At 62.0% G+C, this 22,420-nt stretch carries 24 protein-coding genes; 10 read left to right on the forward strand and 14 right to left on the reverse strand.

The genetic code is table 11. From position 1 onward, the window contains the following. Window positions 1–54 precede the first annotated feature (54 nt). Window positions 55–1,431: a cardiolipin synthase gene (gene cls / locus CLU92_RS00950; protein ID WP_373917165.1), complete on the reverse strand. Its 1,377-nt coding sequence runs from the start codon at window positions 1,429–1,431 to the stop codon at window positions 55–57. Window positions 1,432–1,442: 11 nt separating this feature from the next. Beyond that, on the reverse strand, window positions 1,443–3,554 hold the full coding sequence (locus CLU92_RS00955; protein WP_101484431.1) for a site-specific recombinase: 2,112 nt from the start codon (window positions 3,552–3,554) through the stop codon (window positions 1,443–1,445). A 319-nt stretch (window positions 3,555–3,873) separates the two neighbouring features. Here CLU92_RS00955 and CLU92_RS00960 point away from each other — a divergent pair, with 319 nt between their 5' ends. Beyond that, window positions 3,874–4,983, forward strand: coding sequence for a porin (locus CLU92_RS00960; RefSeq protein WP_101480350.1), 1,110 nt, complete (start codon window positions 3,874–3,876; stop codon window positions 4,981–4,983). On the opposite strand, the gene CLU92_RS00965 is transcribed toward CLU92_RS00960, so the two are convergent. The 3 genes from CLU92_RS00965 to CLU92_RS27300 form a co-directional block, all read right to left on the reverse strand. Then, complete coding sequence (locus tag CLU92_RS00965; protein ID WP_101484432.1) at window positions 4,971–5,549, reverse strand: DUF3617 domain-containing protein; 579 nt, start codon at window positions 5,547–5,549, stop codon at window positions 4,971–4,973. The two genes, CLU92_RS00960 and CLU92_RS00965, sit on opposite strands and share 13 nt — an antisense overlap. A 67-nt stretch (window positions 5,550–5,616) precedes the next feature. Continuing rightward, on the reverse strand, window positions 5,617–7,164 hold the full coding sequence (locus CLU92_RS00970) for a TerC family protein (protein ID WP_101480351.1): 1,548 nt from the start codon (window positions 7,162–7,164) through the stop codon (window positions 5,617–5,619). Window positions 7,165–7,248: 84 nt separating this feature from the next. Beyond that, a complete protein-coding gene (locus CLU92_RS27300; RefSeq protein WP_143452507.1) occupies window positions 7,249–7,524 on the reverse strand; it encodes a hypothetical protein in 276 nt (91 codons plus the stop codon). Between the two features lie 301 nt (window positions 7,525–7,825). On the opposite strand from CLU92_RS27300, the gene CLU92_RS00980 reads away from it, so the two are divergent. After that, window positions 7,826–10,672, forward strand: coding sequence for a pitrilysin family protein (locus tag CLU92_RS00980; RefSeq protein ID WP_101480353.1), 2,847 nt, complete (start codon window positions 7,826–7,828; stop codon window positions 10,670–10,672). A 70-nt stretch (window positions 10,673–10,742) separates the two neighbouring features. Here CLU92_RS00980 and CLU92_RS00985 read toward each other — a convergent pair whose 3' ends face one another. From CLU92_RS00985 to CLU92_RS00995, 4 genes are all read right to left on the reverse strand, one after another. After that, window positions 10,743–11,378: an OmpA family protein gene (locus CLU92_RS00985; RefSeq protein WP_101484433.1), complete on the reverse strand. Its 636-nt coding sequence runs from the start codon at window positions 11,376–11,378 to the stop codon at window positions 10,743–10,745. A 215-nt stretch (window positions 11,379–11,593) separates the two neighbouring features. Continuing rightward, window positions 11,594–11,740, reverse strand: a complete 147-nt coding sequence (locus tag CLU92_RS27305; RefSeq protein ID WP_121670992.1) for a lmo0937 family membrane protein — start codon at window positions 11,738–11,740, stop codon at window positions 11,594–11,596. 185 nt (window positions 11,741–11,925) lie between these two features. Continuing rightward, window positions 11,926–12,171: a hypothetical protein gene (locus tag CLU92_RS00990; protein WP_101480354.1), complete on the reverse strand. Its 246-nt coding sequence runs from the start codon at window positions 12,169–12,171 to the stop codon at window positions 11,926–11,928. A gap of 165 nt (window positions 12,172–12,336) precedes the next feature. Continuing rightward, window positions 12,337–12,990, reverse strand: coding sequence for a glycine zipper 2TM domain-containing protein (locus CLU92_RS00995; protein ID WP_101480355.1), 654 nt, complete (start codon window positions 12,988–12,990; stop codon window positions 12,337–12,339). A 197-nt stretch (window positions 12,991–13,187) separates the two neighbouring features. Between CLU92_RS00995 and CLU92_RS01000 the strand changes: the two genes are divergently transcribed. Beyond that, window positions 13,188–13,943, forward strand: a complete 756-nt coding sequence (locus CLU92_RS01000; RefSeq protein WP_243858201.1) for a Crp/Fnr family transcriptional regulator — start codon at window positions 13,188–13,190, stop codon at window positions 13,941–13,943. Window positions 13,944–14,021: 78 nt separating this feature from the next. Here CLU92_RS01000 and CLU92_RS01005 read toward each other — a convergent pair whose 3' ends face one another. Together CLU92_RS01005 and CLU92_RS01010 are read right to left on the reverse strand one after the other, a co-directional pair. After that, entirely contained in the window at window positions 14,022–14,240 is a 219-nt protein-coding gene (locus CLU92_RS01005; protein WP_034758955.1) for a glycine zipper 2TM domain-containing protein, read from the reverse strand. 174 nt (window positions 14,241–14,414) lie between these two features. Then, window positions 14,415–16,463 carry an AsmA family protein gene (locus CLU92_RS01010; protein WP_101480357.1) on the reverse strand — a complete coding sequence of 683 codons (2,049 nt, stop codon included), beginning with the start codon at window positions 16,461–16,463 and terminating at the stop codon, window positions 14,415–14,417. Between the two features lie 268 nt (window positions 16,464–16,731). Between CLU92_RS01010 and CLU92_RS01015 the strand changes: the two genes are divergently transcribed. The 7 genes from CLU92_RS01015 to CLU92_RS01045 all read left to right on the forward strand — a co-directional run bounded on the left by CLU92_RS01015 (window position 16,732) and on the right by CLU92_RS01045 (window position 21,191). Continuing rightward, window positions 16,732–17,136, forward strand: a complete 405-nt coding sequence (locus tag CLU92_RS01015; RefSeq protein WP_101480358.1) for a DUF4398 domain-containing protein — start codon at window positions 16,732–16,734, stop codon at window positions 17,134–17,136. A gap of 37 nt (window positions 17,137–17,173) precedes the next feature. Further along, on the forward strand, window positions 17,174–18,073 hold the full coding sequence (locus tag CLU92_RS01020) for an OmpA family protein (RefSeq protein WP_101480359.1): 900 nt from the start codon (window positions 17,174–17,176) through the stop codon (window positions 18,071–18,073). Between the two features lie 67 nt (window positions 18,074–18,140). Next, window positions 18,141–18,701, forward strand: a complete 561-nt coding sequence (locus CLU92_RS01025; RefSeq protein WP_373917172.1) for a bacterioferritin — start codon at window positions 18,141–18,143, stop codon at window positions 18,699–18,701. 58 nt (window positions 18,702–18,759) lie between these two features. After that, on the forward strand, window positions 18,760–19,062 hold the full coding sequence (locus tag CLU92_RS01030; RefSeq protein ID WP_034786336.1) for a YqjD family protein: 303 nt from the start codon (window positions 18,760–18,762) through the stop codon (window positions 19,060–19,062). A gap of 18 nt (window positions 19,063–19,080) precedes the next feature. Next, a complete protein-coding gene (locus tag CLU92_RS01035; RefSeq protein WP_101480360.1) occupies window positions 19,081–19,467 on the forward strand; it encodes a phage holin family protein in 387 nt (128 codons plus the stop codon). Window positions 19,468–19,540: 73 nt separating this feature from the next. Beyond that, window positions 19,541–19,879 carry a hypothetical protein gene (locus tag CLU92_RS01040; RefSeq protein WP_100429292.1) on the forward strand — a complete coding sequence of 113 codons (339 nt, stop codon included), beginning with the start codon at window positions 19,541–19,543 and terminating at the stop codon, window positions 19,877–19,879. A gap of 157 nt (window positions 19,880–20,036) precedes the next feature. Then, window positions 20,037–21,191, forward strand: a complete 1,155-nt coding sequence (locus CLU92_RS01045) for a patatin-like phospholipase family protein (RefSeq protein WP_101480361.1) — start codon at window positions 20,037–20,039, stop codon at window positions 21,189–21,191. A 136-nt stretch (window positions 21,192–21,327) separates the two neighbouring features. On the opposite strand, the gene CLU92_RS01050 is transcribed toward CLU92_RS01045, so the two are convergent. The 3 genes from CLU92_RS01050 to CLU92_RS01060 all read right to left on the reverse strand — a co-directional run bounded on the left by CLU92_RS01050 (window position 21,328) and on the right by CLU92_RS01060 (window position 22,341). Then, window positions 21,328–21,630, reverse strand: a complete 303-nt coding sequence (locus tag CLU92_RS01050; RefSeq protein ID WP_133992782.1) for a hypothetical protein — start codon at window positions 21,628–21,630, stop codon at window positions 21,328–21,330. A gap of 44 nt (window positions 21,631–21,674) precedes the next feature. Next, window positions 21,675–21,827, reverse strand: a complete 153-nt coding sequence (locus CLU92_RS01055) for a DUF3309 family protein (protein WP_010396415.1) — start codon at window positions 21,825–21,827, stop codon at window positions 21,675–21,677. A 67-nt stretch (window positions 21,828–21,894) separates the two neighbouring features. Then, window positions 21,895–22,341 (reverse strand): glycine zipper 2TM domain-containing protein, encoded by a 447-nt coding sequence (locus CLU92_RS01060; protein WP_070278587.1) that lies wholly within the window; start codon window positions 22,339–22,341, stop codon window positions 21,895–21,897. Window positions 22,342–22,420: the final 79 nt, after the last annotated feature.

Consider the following 22,420-nt stretch of genomic DNA (forward strand, 5'->3'; position numbering starts at 1 on the left):
ATTACGCTCCGCTAATCCGACCTGCGCCGACCTGCCGGGGCACACTTCTGTGCCTTACAGCCAGTAATTCATGAAACGCGCCGCCCACTCCTTCATGCGGTCCGAGATGGGTCGCGTTTCCCATTTCGCTTTGGTGATTTCTTCCGAGTCGCGCAAGTCTTCCTGGAAGGCATTCTCCATTTCGCGGCCGAAGCTGTCTCCCAGTACGATCACGTTCAGTTCGCTGTTATGCAGGAAGCTGCGCATGTCGATGTTGGTCGAGCCCACGGTCGACCAGGCGCCGTCGATGACGGCCGTCTTGGCGTGCAGCACGGCCAGTTTCAAATGAAAAATGCGGATGCCGCCAGCCAGCAACTGGTCGTACAGCGCGTGTCCCGCATGAAATACCAGGCCGCTGTCGGACACGCCGGGCAGCACCACGGTGACATCCACGCCCCGCTTGGCGGCTGCGACCAGCGCGTCGACTGTCTGCTGGTCGGGCACGAAATAGGCGGAGGTGATGTGGATGGACTTTTTTGCTTCCTGGATGGCTAAAATATACGCCTTGTAGATTTCAAAGCCGCCGTCCGGCTCGCTGGCCACCACGCGCACCAGCTTGTCGCCCACTTCGGACAGCACGGGGAAATAATTGGCGTCCGGCAAGTCGGCCTGGTCTTGCTGGGCCCAGGTGCGGATGAACAGCCACTGGAAGGCGGCCACGGCCGGGCCTTCCACTTTCACGTGCGTATCGCGCCAGCCCACGTCCTTCTTGTCGGTGGGTTTCGATTTCGAGCGGAACAGCGAGCTCTTGGCATAGGTATCGCTGATATTGATGCCGCCCGTAAATGCCATCTTGCCGTCGACGATCAGCACCTTGCGGTGATCGCGGTTGTTGATCTTCCAGTCGTCGCCCTTGAGCTTGGCGGGATTGACGGGGTTGAACGCCACCAGGTGCACGCCGGCCGCGCGCATGCGGTCAAAGAAGGCTTGCGGCACGCCCAGGGTGCCCACGCTGTCGTAGATGACGTTGACCGTCACGCCCGATTGCTGCTTTTCGATCAGCATGTCGGCAAATTTCAGGCCCAGCGGGTCCTGGTCGAAAATATACGTTTCCAGGTTGATGCTGTTCTTCGCTTCGCTGATGGCCTGGAACATGGCGGCCATGGTTTGCGGGCCGTCAAACAGCAGGGTCACCTTATTGCCCTTGATCAAAGGCACGCCCGTGGCCGCCTCTTCCAGTGCGGCCTGGGCCTTCAAGTCCATGCCGGACTTGGCCCAGCGCTTGTTGAGCAGGGCGGCGCGGCTGTTGACGTTCAGCAAGGCGCCCTTGCCCGTGATCACATTGGGCTTGGCTACGGGTTCCAGGGTGGTATTGAGGTTCTTGACATTGGGCAGCGAGGCGCATGCAGCCAGGGTCCAGCACAGCAGTAGGGCGGTGAGACAGGGTTGCATGCGCCTGGCGGTCATTTTTGAGCCTTGGTCGTGGGTGACAGGTTTGCCGAATCATCGGCCAGTGCCAGTGGTGGCGGGTTTTTCGAGCCGAAGAAGAAGACGATGGGCGAGCGCAGGAAGCGCTTGCCCAGAATCTTCAACAATTGCATGCCGTGCTTGAAACGCACCTGGCGCGAACGCAGTGCCACCCACAGGGCCAGACCGAAACTGACCAGCAGGTTGGCCGTGCCGATGGCGAAGATGCCCGACAGCGACTTGACGGCCAGCTGCCAGCTCATGTTGTGGTCGAGTCCCACCAGCGCGGTCGCAAAGTTGGCGGCCGAGAAAGTGATGTGGCGGATATCGATCGGCAAGCCGATCAAAAAGCCCAGGGTGCCGATGGATCCCAGCAGGATACCGAAATAAAAATTACCCATCAGGCCGCCCAAGTTGTTTTCCAGGTACAAGCCCAGCCGTTGCAAACGATCCTGGCCGATCACGCGGCCCAGGCCGCGCAATTGCGCGATGCGCTGCGCCCAGCGCGTGTACAGCGCCTGGTTGTCATAGTAGCCCGAAATCAGGCCTGCCACGAACAGGCACACGCCGGCGATCATGGCGTAAAAGATGGCGGGGCTGCCGATAGGGTCGATATCGTGCAGCAGATGCATGGCTTTTTCCGGCGACACCAGGTGGTGGCCCGTGATTGCCTTGTAGCCGAGCGCGATCAGCCAGGCCGTGGGGATAGCCGTGGCAAGGTTGCCCAGCACGGCCATGTTTTGCGTGCGGAAGACCTTGTTGATCAGTTCCGCCATGCTGTCGAGGTCGATATTTCGCCCATCCTTGCTGTGCAGGCCGGCGGCGATGCGCGAGGCCGTCATGGCCGGCTGCTTGGTAGCCACCGTAAAGTGCAGCAAGTGGATGAACATGAAGCCGATCGAGTAATTCATGCTGAACATGAACGCTTCGACCAGTGGCGCCGAGCGCAAATACGACATCAATATCTTGAACAGGGCCATGAAGCCGATGATGATGCCCGCGCCCGCCGAGGACAGGAACATGGCGCCCATTTCGCGCCGGCTTTCCGCGATGTAGTGCTCGCCCGTGCGGCTGGCGTTTTCCGTCACATTGCGTGCCAGCAAGTTGATATTGTCGGAAAACAGGTCGCTGACCTTGTACTTGTGGTTATGCGCGCGTATCAGTTCCAGCGCCAGTCCGACGGCGCCTGCGCGGCGGCGGCTGACAGGCTGCGGGTGCAGCAAGTCCTGCGTGGCGTCCACCGTGATGGCGGCGATGTCCACGTTGCTGGATGCGGGCAGCTCGCCGCTCGTGTCGACCAGGAACAGCAGCTTGCGCAGGCGGTCGATGCTTTGCGCCAGCGCCACCAATAAATACGTGAGGGGAATGCTGGTGCCCTGGTACAGGGCCTTCTTGCGGATCTTGGCGATGACGGCGTCGCACTGGTCCAGCATCACCAGCAAATGGCGCGCATCCTCGATGTGCTCGATATTGCCGTGCAGTAAATTCGTGTAGGCGTCCAGGTAGGCGTTCACTTCCGTGTTCTGCACCATGAACGGCGACTGGAACACTTCGATTTCATTGTGGAAACGCGTCAGTTCCGGTTCCAGGCCCATGGCGCAGACGCGGTAGGACAGGGTGCGGATGGCGTCCAGCATGCCCGGCAGCATGATATTGCCATCGCCGACGGCCAGTTCGATATCGTCGCTGGTGAGCACGTCGAACAGTTCCAGCCAATCCGTAGCGGGCACGTTGCTGATCCACAAATAATCGGTCTTCAGGTACAGCACCTGGTCGAGCGCGTCGTTCAGGTACTCGTCGCCCAAGGCGGGCGGCAGCATGCGGTAGGCGATGCGGCGTTTCAATTCCGTGAAAAAACCGCTGTTCGACAGCACGCCGATGTCCGTGTACAGGCTGGCGTGACGACGCGCGGCCAGCACGCGCAGCACGTATTCGTGCAGGGCGCGCGCTTGCGCGGGGTTACCTTTGAGAAGCTGGCGCAGGGTGCGCACGTTGGCGATCGCGGTAGCGCTGTCGTGGGGGCGCTTGGGACGCAGTGAGTTGAATAATTCCACCAGCAAGTCGATATTGCTGGAGTTGGGGTCAATGCGTTCGAGGATAGCTAGCATGCAGAAAAAACGGGCGAGCCGCTGTCGGTAAAACCAGTAGTGTACCGCCTGCGTCAAATCGCGCAACGTTCGCCACCGAACATTGCTTTGCGGCAGGGCCTGCTTTTAACGCCATTTTGCCGTAAGTATCCCAATCATGGTCAAACTTGCGTGTGGTCAGTGCGCGACTCTTTTCCCGGGGCTAAGCTGAAGTTTTCTGTTGTACAACGCACTGATGGCTAGACAAAAAGCGAGGATAAGGTAACACTAAGATCAGACACACAGCGCATGTCCTGATCAATACCGGAAAGTTTCAACTCACGTGACCGAGATATTTATCATGAAGACCTCGTATTTTGCGCTTGCTGTGATAGGGATGGGGCCATTTGCGCTGGGCGCACCGGCCCAGGCTGCCGATGGCGCGGGCAGTGCCGCATCCAGTAACGTTGCCGTGTATGGCGTGCTTGACGCGGGTGTCGTGGCCGAACGGGGCTGTGCAGCCAATTGCGCCGGCACCAAGGTGTCCGGCGGCGCTGCGTCCGGCTCGCGCCTTGGGCTGCAGGGCCGCGAAGCGCTAGGCAATGACGTGTCCGCCGTATTTACCCTGGAAGCGGGCGTGCAGAACGACACGGGCCAGTCGGAAGACGGCCGTCTGTTCGGCCGCCAGGCCTATGTGGGCCTGGACAGCCGCCTGGGCGCGCTGACCCTGGGGCGCCAGTACAACCTGCAATACCTGACCCTGACCGACGTGGCCGACCCGTTCAAGGGCGGCATGGCCGGCAGCGCCAGCAACCTGGCCGGCTACAGTGTGAAACGTTACGACAATACGGTCAAATATGTGACGCCCGCCTTGCGCGGCGTCTCCGCCAGCGCCATCTACAGTTTTGGCGAGTCGCCGTACAGCAGCGCCAACAACCGCGCGTATGGCGCCACCCTGGGCTATTCGGCCGGCGCCGTGAATGTCAGCGTGTCGCACCAGCGCAAGAACAACTTCATCCTCGCTTCCGGTACCTTGCCCGCCATCGACATGTCGTCGCGCAACACCCTGATCGCGGCGAATATCGACCTGAAAGTGGCCACCGCCTTTGTCGCCGTGGGCGTGAACAAGGGCTATGGCAGTTCGCCTTGGGACCCCAGCAATGCGTACAGCTCGCTGGCCCTGTCGATGTCGTCCTCGGACAGCCGCGACACCTTGCTGGGCGTGTCCGTGCCCGTGGGCGGCTTCAAGCTGCTGGCGTCATGGGTGCGCAAGGATGACCGCGACCTGGCCAACCGCGACGCCAGCCAGGTGGCCGTCGGCCTCACGTATTCCCTGTCAAAGCGCAGCGATTTCTACGCGTCCTACGCGAAGATCCACAACAAGAACGGCGCCCGCTACACGGTGGGCAATGCCAGCGACGCGGGACGTGGCGACGCCGCTTTTAATATAGGCTTCCGTCACGGCTTTTGAGCTGCCGTCGTAGCTGGGGCAGGGCAACTGGCGCCCAGCCACTTGCCGTTGCTCGTCACGTTCACCTGTTCCGGCGTGCCGCGCGCGCTGGTCGTCACCGCCAGCTGCATGCTGAAAGCCTGGTCGCCACTGAAGCGCACCTGGCCTTCGCCGCTCGATTTCGGGTTCGCGCAGGTGAACGATATATTCATGCCGCCCGCGATGTCGGTATTCTTCGACTTGCAATCGCCGGGCTGGCCCGTGGGAATCTGCTTGCGCGCAGCCATTTCCGGCGTCACGCACGCCGTCACGCGCACGGCGCCGTCGGCGCCTACGGTGGGCATGGCCATGCCGCGGCTGGCGGCCATGCTTTCGAGCTGCTTGCGTTGATCGGGAGGAAGGTTGCCCAGCTGCTGCAGCACCATGGACATGGCGTTGTCGGTGGCGGCATCGGGCGATGCCATCTTGCTGTCGACTTGCCACAGGCCCGGCTTGATGGCGGTGGATGGCGAGGCGGCCTGGGCGCCGGCCTGGGCGCCGATGGCGGCGCAGGCCAGCAAACTCAGGCGTAGCAGGGAGTGGTTCATGTTGGCATCTCCAAAAAAGGCAGACTCCAGCATACGGCATGGCAAGCGGTGCACGCTTGCCATTGTGTTACAAACTGTGATCGGGCTCGATGCGGCGCACGTCCACGCAGGCGATGCGGCGCTCGTCGGCTTCGACGATTTCATAGCGCAAATCATCGAGCTCCAGCACCTCGCCCACGGCCGGCATGTTTTCAAAGTGCGCCAGCAGGAAGCCGGCCAGCGAGTTGTACTCGCCGTCGTCGCTGACCAGCGATTCCGTCTCGAAGACTTGCTCCAGGTAATGCAGGTCGGTGGCGCCGTCGATGCGCCAGTGGCCGGGCCCCAGCACTTCCACGTCGGGTAGCTCGTCCTCGTCGGGGAATTCGCCGGCGATGGCTTCCAGGATGTCGATGGGCGTGAGCACGCCTTGCACGGTGCCGAACTCGTCGACCACCAGCACCAGCTGCCCGCGCGAGCGCTTCAGGGTTTCCATGGCTTTCAGTACGCCGGCCGCTTCTGGCACGACGACGGCTTCGCGCATGCTGGCCGGGTCGATCTTGCCATGCGAGACCAGATCCTCGATCAGGTCCTTGCTGCGCGCGATGCCGATCACATTGTCCAGGTCATCATTGCAGACAGGAATCATGCTGTGCGGCGTTTCGCGCAGCAGTTGCAGCATCTTCGCGCTGCTGTCGTTCAGGTTGACCCACGAGACGTCGCCGCGCGGCGTCATCACGGAGCGGATCGAGCGTTCGGCCAGGGTCAGCACGCCGCTGACCATGTTGCGCTCTTCCACGCCAAAGGCGGAGACGTCGGGTATTTCCTTGACTTCATGCTCTTCGACGGCTTCGCGGCCCTTGCGTCCGCCCAGCAGGCTCAGGACGGCTTGCGCCGTGCGGTCGCGCAACGGCGCGTTCGACTGCAGTTTGAGGAAGTTGCGGCGGGCAAGCTGATTGAAGAACTCGATGACGATCGAGAAGCCGATAGCGGCGTACAAGTATCCCTTCGGAATATGGAAGCCCAGGCCTTCGGCCACCAAGGAGAGGCCGATCATCAGCAAGAAGCTCAGGCACAACACCACGACGGTAGGGTGGGCGTTGACGAAGCGTGTCAGCACCTTCGAGGCGAGCATCATGACGACGATGGAAATGACGACGGCCGCCATCATCACGTACAGGTTGTCCACCATGCCGACGGCCGTGATGACGGCGTCGAGCGAGAAGACGGCGTCGAGCACGACGATCTGCGCCACCACCAGGCCGAAGCCGGCGTACACTTTCGGGCCCGTCTGGGCATGGGTGACGCCTTCGAGGCGCTCATGCAACTCGGTGGTGGCCTTGAACAGCAAAAACAGACCGCCGATGAGCAGGATCAGGTCGCGTCCGGAGAACGAGAATGTCCATAGGGAAAACAGTGGCGTCGTCAGTGTCACCAGCCAGGAAATCAGCGAGAGCAGGCCCAGGCGCATGACGAGGGCCAGGGTCAGGCCCAGCACGCGCGCCTTGTCGCGCTGGTGCGGCGGCAGCTTTTCGGCCAGGATGGCGATGAAGATCAGGTTGTCGATACCCAGTACGATTTCCAGTACGACCAGCGTCAGCAGGCCGACCCAGATTGTCGGGTCAAATAACCATTCCATGTGTGTAACCTTGTAAAGTCAATCAATATAAAGCGTGCCCGGCGGCGGATTGCCCCGGGCCTGAATGCGATGCGTGCTGCGGTGTCAGTGGCGGACACGCGGCGGCCGGGTGGCCTGCCGCGCGTCCGCTTCGGCAAGTGCGCCCGGTCCCGTTTGCCAAATGATGGCGCAAAACGGCGCCCCCTGGCGCGAGGGCGGGTACAGCGTGATGGGGTCGTTGTCGCATTCTTCGGCGTCGCAGTTGTCGCCGGGCTGGCCCGCATGGGCGCCGGGGTCAAGGCAATCCGCGACGAAGGCAGGCGTGGCAGTAGTGCCGGCCGCGATTGCATGCTGGAATGGGGAAGGGCTGGCGTAAGCCATGCTGGCGAACGCCTGGGGTAAGGCGATGAAAACAAAAAGGCAGAGCAGGACGAGAGCTCGTCTCATATACAGGCAGATAGTTCTGGAACTGAGGAGTATAACACGGGCAGATAACAGCTCCATGACAGGACTTGCGTAACTGATAAGTATGCCGTAAATTGGGAGGGCAATCATTTCCCTGGGCGGCGAAGACGCAGCGCGGACCTGTGGCAATTCTTGCGTTTGTATCGCATTGTGCTTACGCATCTTTCGTTTGTGCATCTTTCGCACTTTTATATCGTAGTGTTAATAGGACTCCGACTTGAAACCAATTACCGCTCTCCTGCTTGCCGCCGGCATCCTTTCGCCTTCCTTCATCCTGGCAGCCACCCCGGTGGAAACCGCACCTACCCAGAAAACCGGCAAGGCTGCACCCAACCGCAGCGCCGCCGTCAAAGTCACCTCCGTCGAAGGCATCACCGAATACCGTCTGGCCAATGGCTTGCGCGTGCTGCTGTTCCCCGACGCCAGCAAGCCTACCTTGACCACCAACATCGTCTACCTGGTCGGCTCGCGCCATGAAAACTATGGCGAAACGGGGATGGCCCACTTGCTCGAGCACTTGCTGTTCAAGCCCAGCGCCAACTTCGGCATCAAGAAGGGCACGAAAACCCCCGTCGAGATCCTGAACTCGACGGGCGCGCAGTTCAACGGCACCACCTGGTACGACCGCACCAATTACTACGCCACCTTCCCCGCCAACGACGACAACCTGCGCCAGATGCTGGCCATGGAAGCGGACCGCATGGTCAACGCGGCCATCGACCAGAACGATCTGTGGAATCCGAAGACGCAGAAGGGTGAAATGACGGTCGTGCGCAACGAGTTCGAGATGGGCGAGAGCGATCCGATCGGCGTGACGAGCGAACGCATCCAGGCCATTGCCTATGATTGGCACAATTACGGCAAGTCGACCATCGGCGCCCGTTCCGACATCGAGCAGGTGAACATTCCCCGCTTGCGCGCCTTTTATCATAAGTACTACCAGCCGGATAATGCCGTGCTGATGGTGGCGGGCCGTTTCGATGAAGCCAAGGTCTTGAAGCAGATCAATGAGCTGTTCGGCAAGATTCCAAAACCGACGCGCGTGATCGAGCCGACCTACACGGCCGAACCGGTGCAAGATGGCGAGCGCGCCGTGACGGTGCGCCGCAGTGGCGGCACGCAATTCGTCGGCGCCGGCTATCACGTGGCGCCGTCCGGCAACCCCGATGCCGTCGCCATCGAGGTGCTGGGCCACGTGCTGACGGATGCTCCTGCCGGCCGTTTGCACAAGGCGCTGGTGGAAACCAAGCTGGCCAGCAAGATCGAATACAACTCGGTGAGCAACCTGGAGCCCGGTTACAACCTGTTTGGCGCGCTGGTGCCACTCGAAGGCAACCTTGATGCAGCGCAAGCGGCCATGTTGAAGGTGCTGGAAGAGCTGAAATCGCAGCCGGTCACGGATGCGGAAGTGGCGCGCGTCAAGCAGCAATTGAACAAGCAGATCGAACTGGCCACCTCGAACACGGCGCGCCTGACGATTGCCCTGACGGAGTCCCTGGCGGCCGGCGACTGGCGTCTGTTCTTCCTGCAGCGCGACCAGCTCGACAAATTGACGACGGCGCAGGTGCAGGCGGCGGCCGAGAAATACCTGAAGAGCTCGAATCGCACCCTGGGCCGCTTCATTCCTACCGATGCGCCGGACCGCACTGTCGTGCCGGCCTACGCCGACGTGGCGCCGCAACTGGCCGGCTATACGGGCCGCGCCGTGGTGGCGCAAGGCGAAGCGTTCGATCCCAGCCCGGACAATATCGAAGCGCGCACTACGCGCTTCACTTTGCCGAACGGTTTGAAGGGCGCCTTGCTGCCGAAGAAAACCAAGGGCAGCACCGTCAGCGTCGTGCTGAAATTGCAGATCGGCAGCGAAGAGAGCTTGCGCGGCAAGGGGGCAGTGGGCAGTTACACGGCTAATCTGCTGTCGCGCGGCACGGATAAACTGTCGCGCCAGGAAGTGAAGGACAAATTCGACCAGCTGGGCACGCAAGTGGCCATCTCGGGCGGCGCCGAGGGCGTCACGGCAATGCTGACGGGCAAGCGCGAGAACTTGCCGGCCGCCATGGACCTGCTGGCGCAAGTGCTGCAAAAGCCGGCCCTGAACGAAACGGAATTCCTGGAATTGCAGCGCGAACGCGTCGGCCGCGCCGAGCAGGAATTGCCTGAACCGCAACCGCAGGCCGTGAACGCCTTCCGCCGCCTGCTCGATGCCACGCCGCCAGGTCATGTGCGCCATATCGGCACCTTGCCAGAAGAACTGGCGCAATGGAAAGCCATCAAGGTAGCCGATGTGCAAGCCTTCCATGGCGCCTACTATGGCGCGTCGAACGCCACCTTTACCGCCGTGGGAGACTTCGACCCTGCCGCGCTGAAGGCGCAAGTGGCCAGCCTGTACGGCAGCTGGAAGGCGAAGCAGCCGTATGTGCGCATTCCTGACGCCGTCAAGCCCGTCAGTGGCGAGAAAGTCACGCTGGAAACGCCGGACAAGGCCAATAGCGTGCTGTTCGCCATCCAGCCGATTCCCCTCAAGGATGACGCCGCCAGCTATCCGGCCTTGCTGATCGCCAATCACATGCTCGGTGGCGGCGCCTTGCGCAGCCGCCTGGCGGACCGCATCCGCCAGAAGGAAGGCCTGTCGTACGGCGTCGGCTCGCAAGTGACCGTGCCATCGCGCGAGCCGGCCGGCTTCTGGATGGCGTATGCCATCAGCGCGCCGCAAAACACGGTCAAGGTGGAAGCGGCCCTGCGCGAGGAAATCGCCAAGGTGCTGGCTGACGGCTTTACGCAAGAGGAATTGGTCGAGGCGAAGAAAGGCTGGCTGCAATCGGAAGAAGTGGGCCGCACGCAAGACAGTGGCCTGGCGCGTGGTCTGGCCGAATACCTGGCGCAAGACCGTACCATGGCTTACGACAAGGACCTGGAAGCGAAAGTGGCAGCATTGACCCTGGCGCAAGTGAACCAGGGCTTGCGCGAGTACCTGAAGCCATCGGCCATCTCGATCGTGACGGCCGGCGATTTTGCCAAGGTGGCGAAAGAGGGTGAGAGCGGCGCGAAGGCAACGACGTCGAAATAAGCTGTTTTACAGACAAAAAACCCGCCGGCAATGACCTTGCCGGCGGGTTTTTTTATTGATGCGTGTCAGCTTAGCGTGGTGCCATTTCGGCTACGTAGATTTCCACGCGGCGGTTGCGTGCGCGTCCCGAGGCATCGGCGTTCGAGGCGATAGGCTCGCGGGCGCCGCGGCCTTCCGTGACGACGCGGGTCGGCGAGACGCCGCGCATGGACAGGTAGTCGCGCGTGTGAGCCGCGCGTTCCACCGACAGCGGTTCGTTGATGGAAGCGCTGCCCGTGCTGTCCGTATGGCCGATGATACTGACCGTGGTGTTCTGGTTTTCGTTCAGGGTGGCGGCAAAACGGTCGAGAATGGGGCGGAAGTTGCCCTTGATGTCGGCGCGGTTGGTGTCGAAGGAAATGTCGCTTGGAATTTCCATTTTCAAGCGGTTATCGGCCGTCTGCGACACTTGCACACCAGTACCCTGTGTCGCTTGTTCCATCGCGCGCTTCTGGTTTTCCATGCGGTTCGACCAGATATTGCCGATGACGGCGCCCGCTGCCGCGCCGATCAGGGCGCCGCCAGCCGTGCGGCCGCCGCTGCCGCCACCGGTGGTGCCGCCGATCAAGGCGCCCAGGCCTGCGCCCACGCCTGCGCCCGTGGCCGTGCCACGTTGTGTGGCGGACATATCCGCGCAGCCGCTAGCGGCCAGTGCGATAACCAGCATGCCGATCAGGGATTTGGCGCCAGGGCCTTTTTTGAATGTTTCTTTCATGGATTTTCTCCTTGTGTTGTTATTGGGACATACCCAGGAATTACCTGCACACGTTACTGCAAAATGCCGCGGCTTGCCAGCGTGTGCACACTGTACATAAAAGGCGACAAAAAGGCGGCGCCCGTTTGCACGTGCGCCGCCCTGTCACCCCGCGCTAACGGCCTGGGCTATAAGCCGCGCCCGCTGATCAGGCGCAACAGGATCATGATGACCGCCACCACCAGCAGAATGTGGATGAAGCCACCGATGGTGTAGGAAGTTACCAGGCCCAGCAGCCAAAGAATAATGAGTACGACGGCGATTGTATACAGCATGATATGTCCTCCGAGAGTAATGTGTGGATGACGGCGACTGCCTTGGCCTTGTGAGGCGCTGGCGTCTGGCGCTGTCATCGGCTTTTTGTCATTGCGCGGCGACTGGGTCGCTGAACGCTGATGCCATGACTTAGTGTCTACTTTGTTTCCCTTGTGTTCTGTACGCTGTCGTACACAAGGATCAACTATTGGGGCCGGTCGGCGTGTTCGTCTGCCATGCCCGGTATCCAGGCCAACATGCCGGCCATGCCGACGGCGCCCGCCAGGCAACTGACCATGCCGCCCGTCAGCAGCAGCATGACGCCGAACACGGGCGCGCTTGCTTGCAATTGCGCCAGGTCCAAGGCGCAGAAGCCCAGCGCGGTGGCCAGGATGCCGCCACCGATAAAGCCGAGCCAGATCCGGTTGGCGCCTGTCTTGTCGTTTTTCATCGCATCTCCTTGAAGATATCCGTTGAGCTTTCCTGAGTGCATCATCTCGCGGGACGGCAAGCTCATCTGTACGCCAACGAACATGGCCAAAAAGAAAACGCCCGGACAGGCCTGGCGTGTGTGTAATGTGCCACATTGTCGGGCGGCGCGCTGGCCGCCGACCGCTTAGCCGATGGCGCGCAGGCCGCCATTGACGACGCGCACGCGGTCGCCCTGGCGCCAGTTCGGCGCGGCGCTCTGGTGTACGGTGCGCGTCTTGCCGTTGTCGAGGCGCACGACGATGTTGTAGCTGCGCGTGGCGCGCACGCTGCCTTCGATCTGGTTGCCAGCCACGGCGCCGCCAACAGCGCCCAGTACGGTGGCCAGCTGCTTGCCATGGCCGCCGCCCACCTGGTTGCCCAGCAAGCCGCCAACGACGGCGCCGCCGGCCGCACCCACGCCGCTGCCTTCGGCGCGCGTATTGACTTCATGGATGGCCTCGATCACGCCGCAATTGCCGCACACCTGCGGCGCCGGGGCTGCCGCATATTGCTGCTGTGGTTGCTGTTGGGGCTGCGGCTGGCGCACGGGTTCCCGCTGTTGCGGCGGCGGCAGGGCAGCCAGCGCTTGCGCGCCTGCAGGCTGCAGGTTCGTTTGTGGCTGGTTCGCCTGCAGGCTGGCCAGCTGTTCTGCCGAAGTGCTGGCCGCCAGTGGCTGGGCATCGCGCTGCGAAGAGGGCAGCCAGCCCATCAGGGCCGCCGTGCCCACGCCGCAAAACAGCAGGACGGCGACGGCGGCGGCAAGCACCAGCGGATGGAGGGATTTGGTGGTGGTGGTCATGGAGAGCTCCTTGGTTTTTTTAAATAATGAAATGGGTAGTGCGTGTTATCCGTGCATGCAGCCAGTGTGCTGTGCTGCGTGCCCCGCTTCCGTGCGTCACCGTACATACAGGGACGGTACTGCACCGTAGGCTAAGTAAAAATTATGTCGAGTTGTAACGACACCAGGGAAAAGCAATGCCACCAAGGAACGTCAGCATGACCCTGTCCCGCGACACAGGCCGATCCGGCCTGGGCACGCCTGCGGGCACGCTTGACGCTGGCAACCGTTTGCTGGCCAGCCTGCCCGAGCCCGACTTGCGGCACCTGACGGCGCTGTTCGATACGGTCACGGTCGAGGTGGGCGAGGTGCTCTACGAACCGGGCCAGCCTATTGGCCACATCTATTTCCCCAGCGACTGCCTGATCTCGCTGCTGGCCGTGGCGGAAGGCCGGATGACCCTGGAAGTGGGTTCCGTCGGCCGCGAAGGCGTGCTGGGCGCTTCCGTCGCGCTGGGCCATGACTTGGCGCAGGTGCGTGCCGTGGTGCAACGTTCCGGCAGGGCCAGTCGCATCGGCCGGGCCGAGTTCTGCGCCGAGTTCGCCCAGCTCGATTCCCTGCAGCGCCTGCTGTATCGCTACACGGACACCTTGCTGGCGCAAGCCATCCAGATTGCCGTGTGCAGCCGCTTTCACGTACTTGAGGCGCGTCTGGCCCGTTCGCTGCTGATCACGCGCGACCGCCTGCAGTCGGAAAAATTTCACCTGACGCATGAATTCCTTGCCCATACCCTGGGCGTGAGGCGGGTTGGCGTGACCAAGGCGGCCAGCGCGCTGCAACAGCAAAAACTGATTACCTACAGCCGCGGCAATATCGAAATCCTCGATTCGGCCGGCCTGGAAGCCGTCTCCTGCCGTTGCTACGCGCTGGTCAAGGATAGCGGCGCCATCGGCATGGCCAACGTCTTCGTCTGATTTTCCTCATCCTCGTGCCGCAGACGCAAAAAAGCGGGGCGGGCGCCTGGGCACCCACCCCGCTTTCTTGATCAGCAATTACTTCGGCTTGACCTGGTTACCGATCACGCCGCCGACGGCGGCGCCGCCGACTGCGCCGACGGCGCTGCCGCCCGTCAGCACGGAACCGGCAACGGCGCCGACACCGGCGCCGATGGCCGTGTTTTTATCCTGGCCCGACATGTTGGCGCAAGCGGTCAAGCTCAGCAGCAGAGCTGCAACGGAAGTGGTAGCGGCGATTTTTTTAATGATTTGCATGATAGTTCTCCTATGAATTCGGACCTCGTGGCGCCGGCTTGGTAGTGGCCGGTGGAATTTCGTATCGCCACGTGTTCAGGCACGATCACAGAATAGGATTGTGACAAGGCAGGGTCTGTTCGGCAACGCACATAGGGGTGTAACAATTGTAAATGCCCCCGGTTGTCGTACCGTTCAGCGGCTTTTGCCCGCTGTCCTGCCTGGTTTTGGCGCCACCGGCTTGACGCGCGCCTGGGCCAGCAGGCTTGCACATTCACTGTCCTCGCCGGGACCGGTATTGACCAAGGGCAGCAGGGCGGCCACGGGCGCCACCACGGCCAGCGCCAGGGCGCCGCCGGCGCGCAGGGCCAGCACACCCTTGTCGACGCTCACGTCGGGCTTGCTGAAAGTTCCCTGCACATACAGGGGCGAACGTAGCGAAAAGACGCGCAAGCCCTTGCTGTCCGGCTGCAGAGTCAGGTCCAGCTGCTCATTGGCCAGGTTCACCGTGCCATCGACATGCAGCAGGGCATCGTCCGTGTCGACGATGAACTGGCGCGTGCGCATCATGCCCTTGGTGACGACGAAATCGGCGGCCATGCAGTTCAGCTTGACCTGCTTGTCGCCCACCAGCTTGGTCAGCACAATACTGCCGATATTCAATCCCATTTCTTCCAGTAGCAGCTTGCTGATGCTGCCCCGGTTGATCAGCGCCCGCACTTCGCCATTCGAACTGCCCAGCAGGCTGGCGACGGAATTGCCCGTGGCCGACAGCGAAGCATCGCCATTGATTTCACCCATGCTCGCTTGCAGCGCCGGCAGGCGGGGAAACAGTTGCTGGATGTGCAGATGGCGGGCACTGGCCTTGAGCTCGGCCGCGATGCCGTTGGCAATGACCTTGCCGCTGCCGTCCAGCTTGATCTGCGAGCTCAGCGTGCCGCCCGCCACATTGAAGTTGAGCGGCGTCAAGGACAGCACTCCATCCGTCAGCACCACATGCGTGTCGAGCTTGCTGATCGGCAACTCGGCATCGCGCGTGATTTTATCGGCCGTGTAGCGCACGTCGGCGTCCAGGCTGGTCCAGCGTTCCGTCTTGAACGTTTCTACCGGCAGCACGCGGCCAGCCGGCTGCGTCGACGGCACGCCCCGCTCCTTCTTGCTGGCGCTGGAATCGGCACCTACCAGCGGGCCAAGGTCGGAAAACTGCAGCAGGCGCGAGTGCACTTCGCCCGTCAGGCGCTTGCGCGGCGTGTTGGCCGAAAACGCCAGCTTGCCGCTAATGTCGCTCGACCCCACCTTGCCGCTGAACTTGTCGTAGACCCATTCGCCGCCGCGGGGCGCCAGGGTGCCGGTCAAATGGCCTTCCGTGCTGAAGTGCGGCGTTTCCGGCAGCAACACGCCCGTCAATGGATACAGGCGCGCCATGCTGGGCCCGGATATTTTCAGGCGCACGTCGAGCGCGGCAAGGTCTGCCGGGCGCGTCAGCGTGCCTTCGATGGCCACGCTGCTGCCGCTCGCGCGCATGTCGGCCTGGATGGGGAAGGGTGTGCCTTGCTGCTGCAGCGACAGCACGCCGCCCGCCTTGCCGCCGCCCTGGATGTTTTCGCCACGGTATTTGCCGGCCAGCTTCCAGGCGATGCCGTAGCGCGCATCGTCCGCGATGGTGTCGACATCGGCGCGCATCGCCGTGTGCGTGACTGCATCGTCCAGCGTCACAGTGCCCTTGCTGAAGACCACGCTTTGCAGTTCCAGCTGCCACGGCGATGGCTGCTCCTGCTTGTCGAAGGTCCAGTTGTTTTTGCCATCTTTGTTGCGCAGCAGGCGCACCTGCGGCGTGTCGAAGCGCAATTGCGGGATGATGATTTTCTTGTCCAGCAGGGCCAGGGGATTGAGCGTAAACGCCAGCTGGCTCACGCTGGCCAGTGGCGCCTGCTCATCCGCCGCTGCCATGGTACTCGGGTTGCCCAGGCGTACGTCTTGCGCCTGCAAGTGCGGCCACGGCAGGTAGGTACGCCAGCTTTGTTGCCCCGCGGCGGGTGGCTGCTGCCACGTCAGCGACAGGTCGCCCGCGATGGCGAAGGGCCGGCCCAGCGCTTCGCTGGCGCGCGCATTGAGCCAGGGCTTGGCGCGGTTCCAGTCCATATTGAGCAGGACGACGGCGGCCGTGACGGGCAGGGCGACCAGCACGGCGGCGCTGGCGAGGGCGATTTTCTGGCGGCGCGAGAGAGAGATAGAACGTGGCATAGGGTGTGGGGTAAGAAGTGTTTCTTTCTGAACAGAAGCACGATGCTACAGGAATCGCTTAAAAACCGGGCCCGTTTCAGGTTTTGCTGTCGCAGGCGTGCGCTGGCGCACGTTGCCCATGCAAGTATTGTCGATTTCTTACTCTATGTGCGGCACCGAACGGATATGCGGTGAGCCGGAGCCTATAACGTCATACATCAAACGCAGTTCCTGATTCCAGATGCACTGACATCACCCCTCACGCTTAACATTCTCCAGGAGAAGAAAAATGACAAACCGAGATTTCAAGATTTCCCCGCTGGCCGCTTTCGCCGCATGTGCCACAGCCGTCGTCCTGATGACGGGCTGTTCCAGCATGAAAACGCCTGCCACGGCCGACGTCGCCGTGTCGCGCGCCGCCGTCGATAACGCTGCCAGCGCCGGCGCCGCCGAACTGGCTCCCGATGAAATGCGTTCGGCCCGCGAAAAAATGCGCATGGCCAACCAAGCCTTGAAAGACCGCGACTACAAGACGGCACGTGACCTGGCCGACCAGGCGCAAGCCGATGCCAAGCTGGCGCAAAGCAAGGCCAACTCGGCCAAGGCCACCAGCGCCGCCGATGAAATCAACGAGAACATCCGCGTCATGCGCGAAGAGCTCGATCGTGCCAACCAGCAAGCCCCAAAACAATAATTAATCAATAACCAATAACAATAACCAGGACCCCATCATGAAAAAAACTACTTACACCACACTTCCCGGCCTGTTGGCCATGGCCGCTTTTGTTGCCGCCTGCAGCTCCGCACCGACCACCACCAGCCTGCTCGACCAGACGCGTGGCGACTACATGGCGGCGCAATCGAACCCTATCGTGTCGACCTATGCGCCACGTGAGTTCCGCGAAGCGAGCGCTGCGCTGGAAGCGGCGAACGCGGCTGCCACGCGCCAGGAAGATAGCGAAAAAGTCGACAAGCTGGCCTACCTGGCCAAGCAAAAGATAGCCACGGCGCAAGAAGTCGCCAAGCAGAAGGCAGCTGAGGCGGATATCGCCAACGCCGGCAAGCAGCGTGACCAATTGCGCCTTGATGCGCGCACGCAGCAGGCTGACCAGGCCACGGCCCGCGCCCAGGCGGCGCAAGCCGATGCGGAAGCAGCCAAGGCCCAGGCGCAATCGGCCGAAGCGTCGGCGCGTGACGCCACCGCCCGCGCCGCCGCGCTGGAAGTGCAGCTGGCCGACCTGGCCGCCAAGAAAACCGAACGCGGCATGGTGATCACCCTGGGCGACGTGCTGTTTGGCACGGACAAGGCGAACCTGACGGCCGATGGCGCGAATACGGCGCGCAAGCTGGCCGACGTGCTGAAAAACAACCCGCAGCGCACCGTGCTGATCGAAGGCTTTACGGATAGCACAGGCGGTTCCGCGCACAATCTGGAATTGTCGCAGCGCCGCGCCGAATCCGTGCGCAATGCGCTGCTGGAGCAAGGCATCAGCCGCGACCGCATCGCCACGAAAGGCTACGGCGCCGCCTATCCGGCCGCCGGCAATGACAGCGCGGCGAATCGCCAGCTGAATCGCCGGGTGGAAATCGTTCTGTCGGAAGATAACACGGCGATTCCCGCCCGCCGATAGTATTGGGTCGCCGCCGAGTGCGGCAGTACCCAGGCAGCACCGGCCGCAGGTCGGCCGGTGGATACCCATGCAAGACTTGAAAGGAAACATCATGACACCAACATCTGTTGAGATTCCAGCTGGCATCGATACGGCCGCCATCCGAGCTGCCGCCAAAAACCTGGACGACGGCGCCGTGACGGCCGGCTACCAAGCCGACCGTGAGGAGTTGATCACCCTGTTGAATGGGGCGCTGGCCACCGAACTGGTGTGCATTGCGCGCTATAAACGCCATTACTACACTGTGAGCGGGCGCGACAATGGCAGTATCAAGGCCGAGTTCCTCGAGCATGCGCAGCAGGAGCAGGAACATGCCGATTGGCTGGCCGAACGCATCGTCCAATTGAATGGCAAACCAGATTTTAATCCTGCAACATTGCTTGCGCGTAGTCATGCCGAGTATGATGACTCCGAAGACGTGCAGAGCATGGTGCGTGCCAATTTGATCGCGGAACGGGTAGCAATCGAGTCGTATCGCCAGATGATCGTGAAAATTGGCGACAAAGACCCGACCACACGCCATTTGTTGATCAAAATCATGGCTGTCGAGGAAGAGCACGCCGATGATATGCGCGATCTAATGGAATAGTGTTTTTGAGTAAAGTAGGTATAGTAACTACATTCATCCACAGCTAAGGAGCTAAACCATGTTGGAAAACAATATCACCACCGTCAATAACGATGTCAAAACCCTGGTCAAGGATGCGCAAGCCCTGTTCAGCGCCGCTGCCGCCCTGACCGGCGAAAAAGCCGATGAAGTGCGCGTCAAGGGTATGAAAACCCTGGACGCCGCGCTGGCCAAGGCGCATGAGGCGCAAGCATCGGCCATCGTTGCGACCAAGCAGCTCGCCTCCCAGGCTGACGGTTATGTCAAGGAAAACCCATGGCGCACGGTGGCCGTCGCCGCTGGCGTCGGCGTGCTGGTCGGCTTCATCCTGGGCCGCAAGTAATCCACTGTCAGGAGCGATATGGACAAGTCTGCTTCGTCTCACCAGGGGCCGGGATTGATCGGCTCGGTCGCCGGCCTGGCCAAGAACGCCGTCGGACTGATGTTGTCGCGGCTGGAACTGGCCACCATCGAACTGTCGGAAGTGCGCAATCACATGCTGCAGCTGGTGGTCATTTTCGCGCTGGCGACGGTGGCGGGCTTGTTTGCCATCGCTTACGGCAGCGTGCTGATCGTTTTCCTGGCCTGGGATAGCCTGGGCTGGAAGATCCTGGCGATCATGACGGTCGTGTTCGTACTGCTGGCCATCGCGCTGGTCACGTATGCGCGCGCCATGCTGCGTCAAGGAAAGTTGTCCATGCCCGCCACCATGGCGGAATTGAAGGCCGACCGCGACATGCTGATGTAAGCTGCTGGCGGGAACCAGCCGGACCTGTGCCGGCGGGTCTCGCCATGTCCAGCCTGCCTTACGAGGAGAATTCATGTCGGAACACGACAAACTGGCGGCGCAAGCCGCCCGCAAGCGCCTGCTGATCGCCCAGGGCGAAATGTACCGCGTGGGCATCGTGCATGCGCGCGCCAACGTGGGTTATGCATTGCGTCCCGAATCGCTGCTGCAGGGCGTGGTCGAGACGGCCGTCGGCTTTGCCGGCCACCGCGTCGAATCCTTGCTGGCGCCGGGTGGCATGCGCTTGCAAGGCGCCATGCCCTACGTGCTGACGGCGCTATCGTTTATCGGACGCAAGAAGCTGGTCAAGCCGGCCCTGGTCCTTGTGGCCGTGGCCGCCGTTGCCGCCAGCTGGCTGCGCCGCAAGCGCTGACGCTGGAACTGCCTGGAACGCCGTCATCGACGGCGTTTTTTTTTTGCCCGTACACAAGGTCCACCACATGCCGATGCAAGCGCGGACGCAAGCGCGGGGACAATCCCTTACAATGATTCACGCCGCATTCCCCGCGGCAAACAGAGGGACCATCTTGATGACGCATACGAAGACACCGATCAATCAGTTAAATCCCTCGCGCCTGCGCATCGTGCTGGTGCTGCAGGGCGGCGGCGCACTGGGCGCCTACCAGGCCGGCGTCTACCACGCGCTGCACGAACATGGCTTGGCGCCCGACTGGGTGGTGGGCACTTCGATCGGCGCCATCAATGCCGCCATTTTGGCCGGCAACAAGCACGAGGACAGGCTGGTGCGCTTGAAACAGTTCTGGCAGCGCGTGGCGCACCGCGACAGCATCGACATGAACCTCGTTTCAGACCAGCAGCGCCGCTCGAACATCTGGCTGGCCACGCTCGATACGGTGCTGCGCGGCGTGCCCGGCTTCTTCAAGCCGCGCGCCTTCAGCCTGTTTTCCGCAGGAATCGCCGTCAAGCCGGAAGAAGCGAGTTTTTATGACACCAGCGAACTGGCCAGCACCCTCGATGAACTGGTCGATTTCGATTACCTGAACCAGCCGGGCGGCATGCGCCTGACGGTCAATGCCCTGCGCGTCAAATGCGGCAGCCTCACCAGTTTCGACAGCCTGCAACAGCCGCTGACGGCGGAGCATATCCGCGCCAGTGGCGCTTTGCCGCCTGGCTTTGCCGGCGTGCGCGTCGATGGCGACCTGTACTGGGATGGCGGCCTGTACTCGAATACGCCGCTGGAAACCGTGCTCGACGACACGCCCCACGTCGACACCCTGGTCTTCATGGTCGACCTGTGGAGTTCGGAAGGCCCGGAACCGACCACACTGGATGAAGTGCAGACGCGGCAAAAAGATGTGACCTTCGCTTCGCGGTCGAAGCGGCATATCGCCGATTATGTCAGTACGCACACCTTGCAGCGCAAATTGCGCGAACTGTACGCCAAGCTGCCTGATACGGCGCACAACCGCCAGCAGACGGAAGAACTGGTAGCGCTGGGCTGCGACAGCACCATGCACATCGTGCGCCTGCCATATGCGGGGCGCGACTGGCATATGGCGGCCAAGGACATCAATTTCTCCAGGGGCTCCATCGAGTGGCGCTGGGAGCAGGGCTACCAGGATGGCTTGCGCGCGATCAAGGCGGCCGGCTGGCTCGCTTTTGTCACGCAAGACACCCCACTCGTGGTGCACGAGTTGCCCCCGTACGAACGCGACGCCGTTTAGTGACGCCTGTCAAAACCTGCTGCGTGTCGGTATAGGCGGCCTGCGATGCGCACCGTACCTTCGTGCGGTGGCGCTTCCTGGCCACCTCTCCCTTCCGCTGGCGACGGTTTTGTCAGACGTCGCAATAACGTGTTCATCACTGCGGATGGGCCGCTACGCGCAGTTTTTCCGCGTTCGCCATGTCTTGCCGGTAAGTGTCTTGCGCATCCTTCAGGCAAGTGGCCTGCGTGGCAGACGGTTCCAGACGGCAGGCTTTTTTTGCCTCGGCCAGGGCGGCGGCAATCTCCTTGCGCAAGGTGCGCAGCTGGGCTTGCACCGTGCTGTCTTCCTGGTACCAGCGTTGCGGGTCGCCCGGCTGTGGCATGGCTGTCTGGGCCAGCGCCAGTGGGGCCAGGCTACAGGCGAACAGGACGCTCAATAGGGTGTTGTGGGTAGTCATGATCTTTCCTCCTCAAAATAAGAAAGGCGCCGCAGCGCCTTTTTTTACAACCTGCCTGTCAGTAATAGCAGGATCAGTATCACGACGACCAGGCCGGCGATGCCGCTGGGGCCGTAACCCCAGTTGCGGCTATGCGGCCAGGTAGGCAGGACGCCGACCAGGGCCAGGATCAAGATGATCAGAATGATGGTGCCCATGGCAACTCCTTGTTATCGTACGATGTATGCGGGATGGCGGACGCCTGCTGGCAAGCTCCGCCGAGAATTAATAGCGGTAGACGCGGCCATCAACGACGCGCACGCGGTTGCCTGGGCGCAAGTCATTCGCATTGTCCTGCACCACGGTGCGGTATTCGCCGTTGTCGAGGCGCACGCTGATCTGGTAGGCCTGCGCTTGCTGCCTGCGGCCTTCCACCTGGTTGCCGACCACGCCGCCGGCAACGGCGCCCGCGACGGTGGCGGCCGTGCGTCCACCGCCCGAGCCTATGGTATTGCCCAGCAGGGCGCCGGCAATGCCGCCGACCACGGCGCCGGCGCCACTGGTTTGACCGCCACCCTGCACGATCTGGATGGAATCGACGGTGCCATACATGGCGGACTCAGGCTGGTTGGCCGGATAATATTGTTGTGACTGGGAAGGGCCGGTGGCGCAACCGCTCAGTACGGCGGTGGCAGCGAGCATCAGTGCAGCCAAGGTGGCATTGGTTTTCATTTTATTCTCCTGACGAGGTGAGGGTGTAGTGCCATCTTAGTCATGCCCCTGTCCCCGGTCTGTACGCTGCCGCACGCAC

The sequence above is a fragment of the Janthinobacterium sp. 61 genome, from assembly GCF_002846335.1.
Taxonomy (GTDB): domain Bacteria; phylum Pseudomonadota; class Gammaproteobacteria; order Burkholderiales; family Burkholderiaceae_D; genus Janthinobacterium.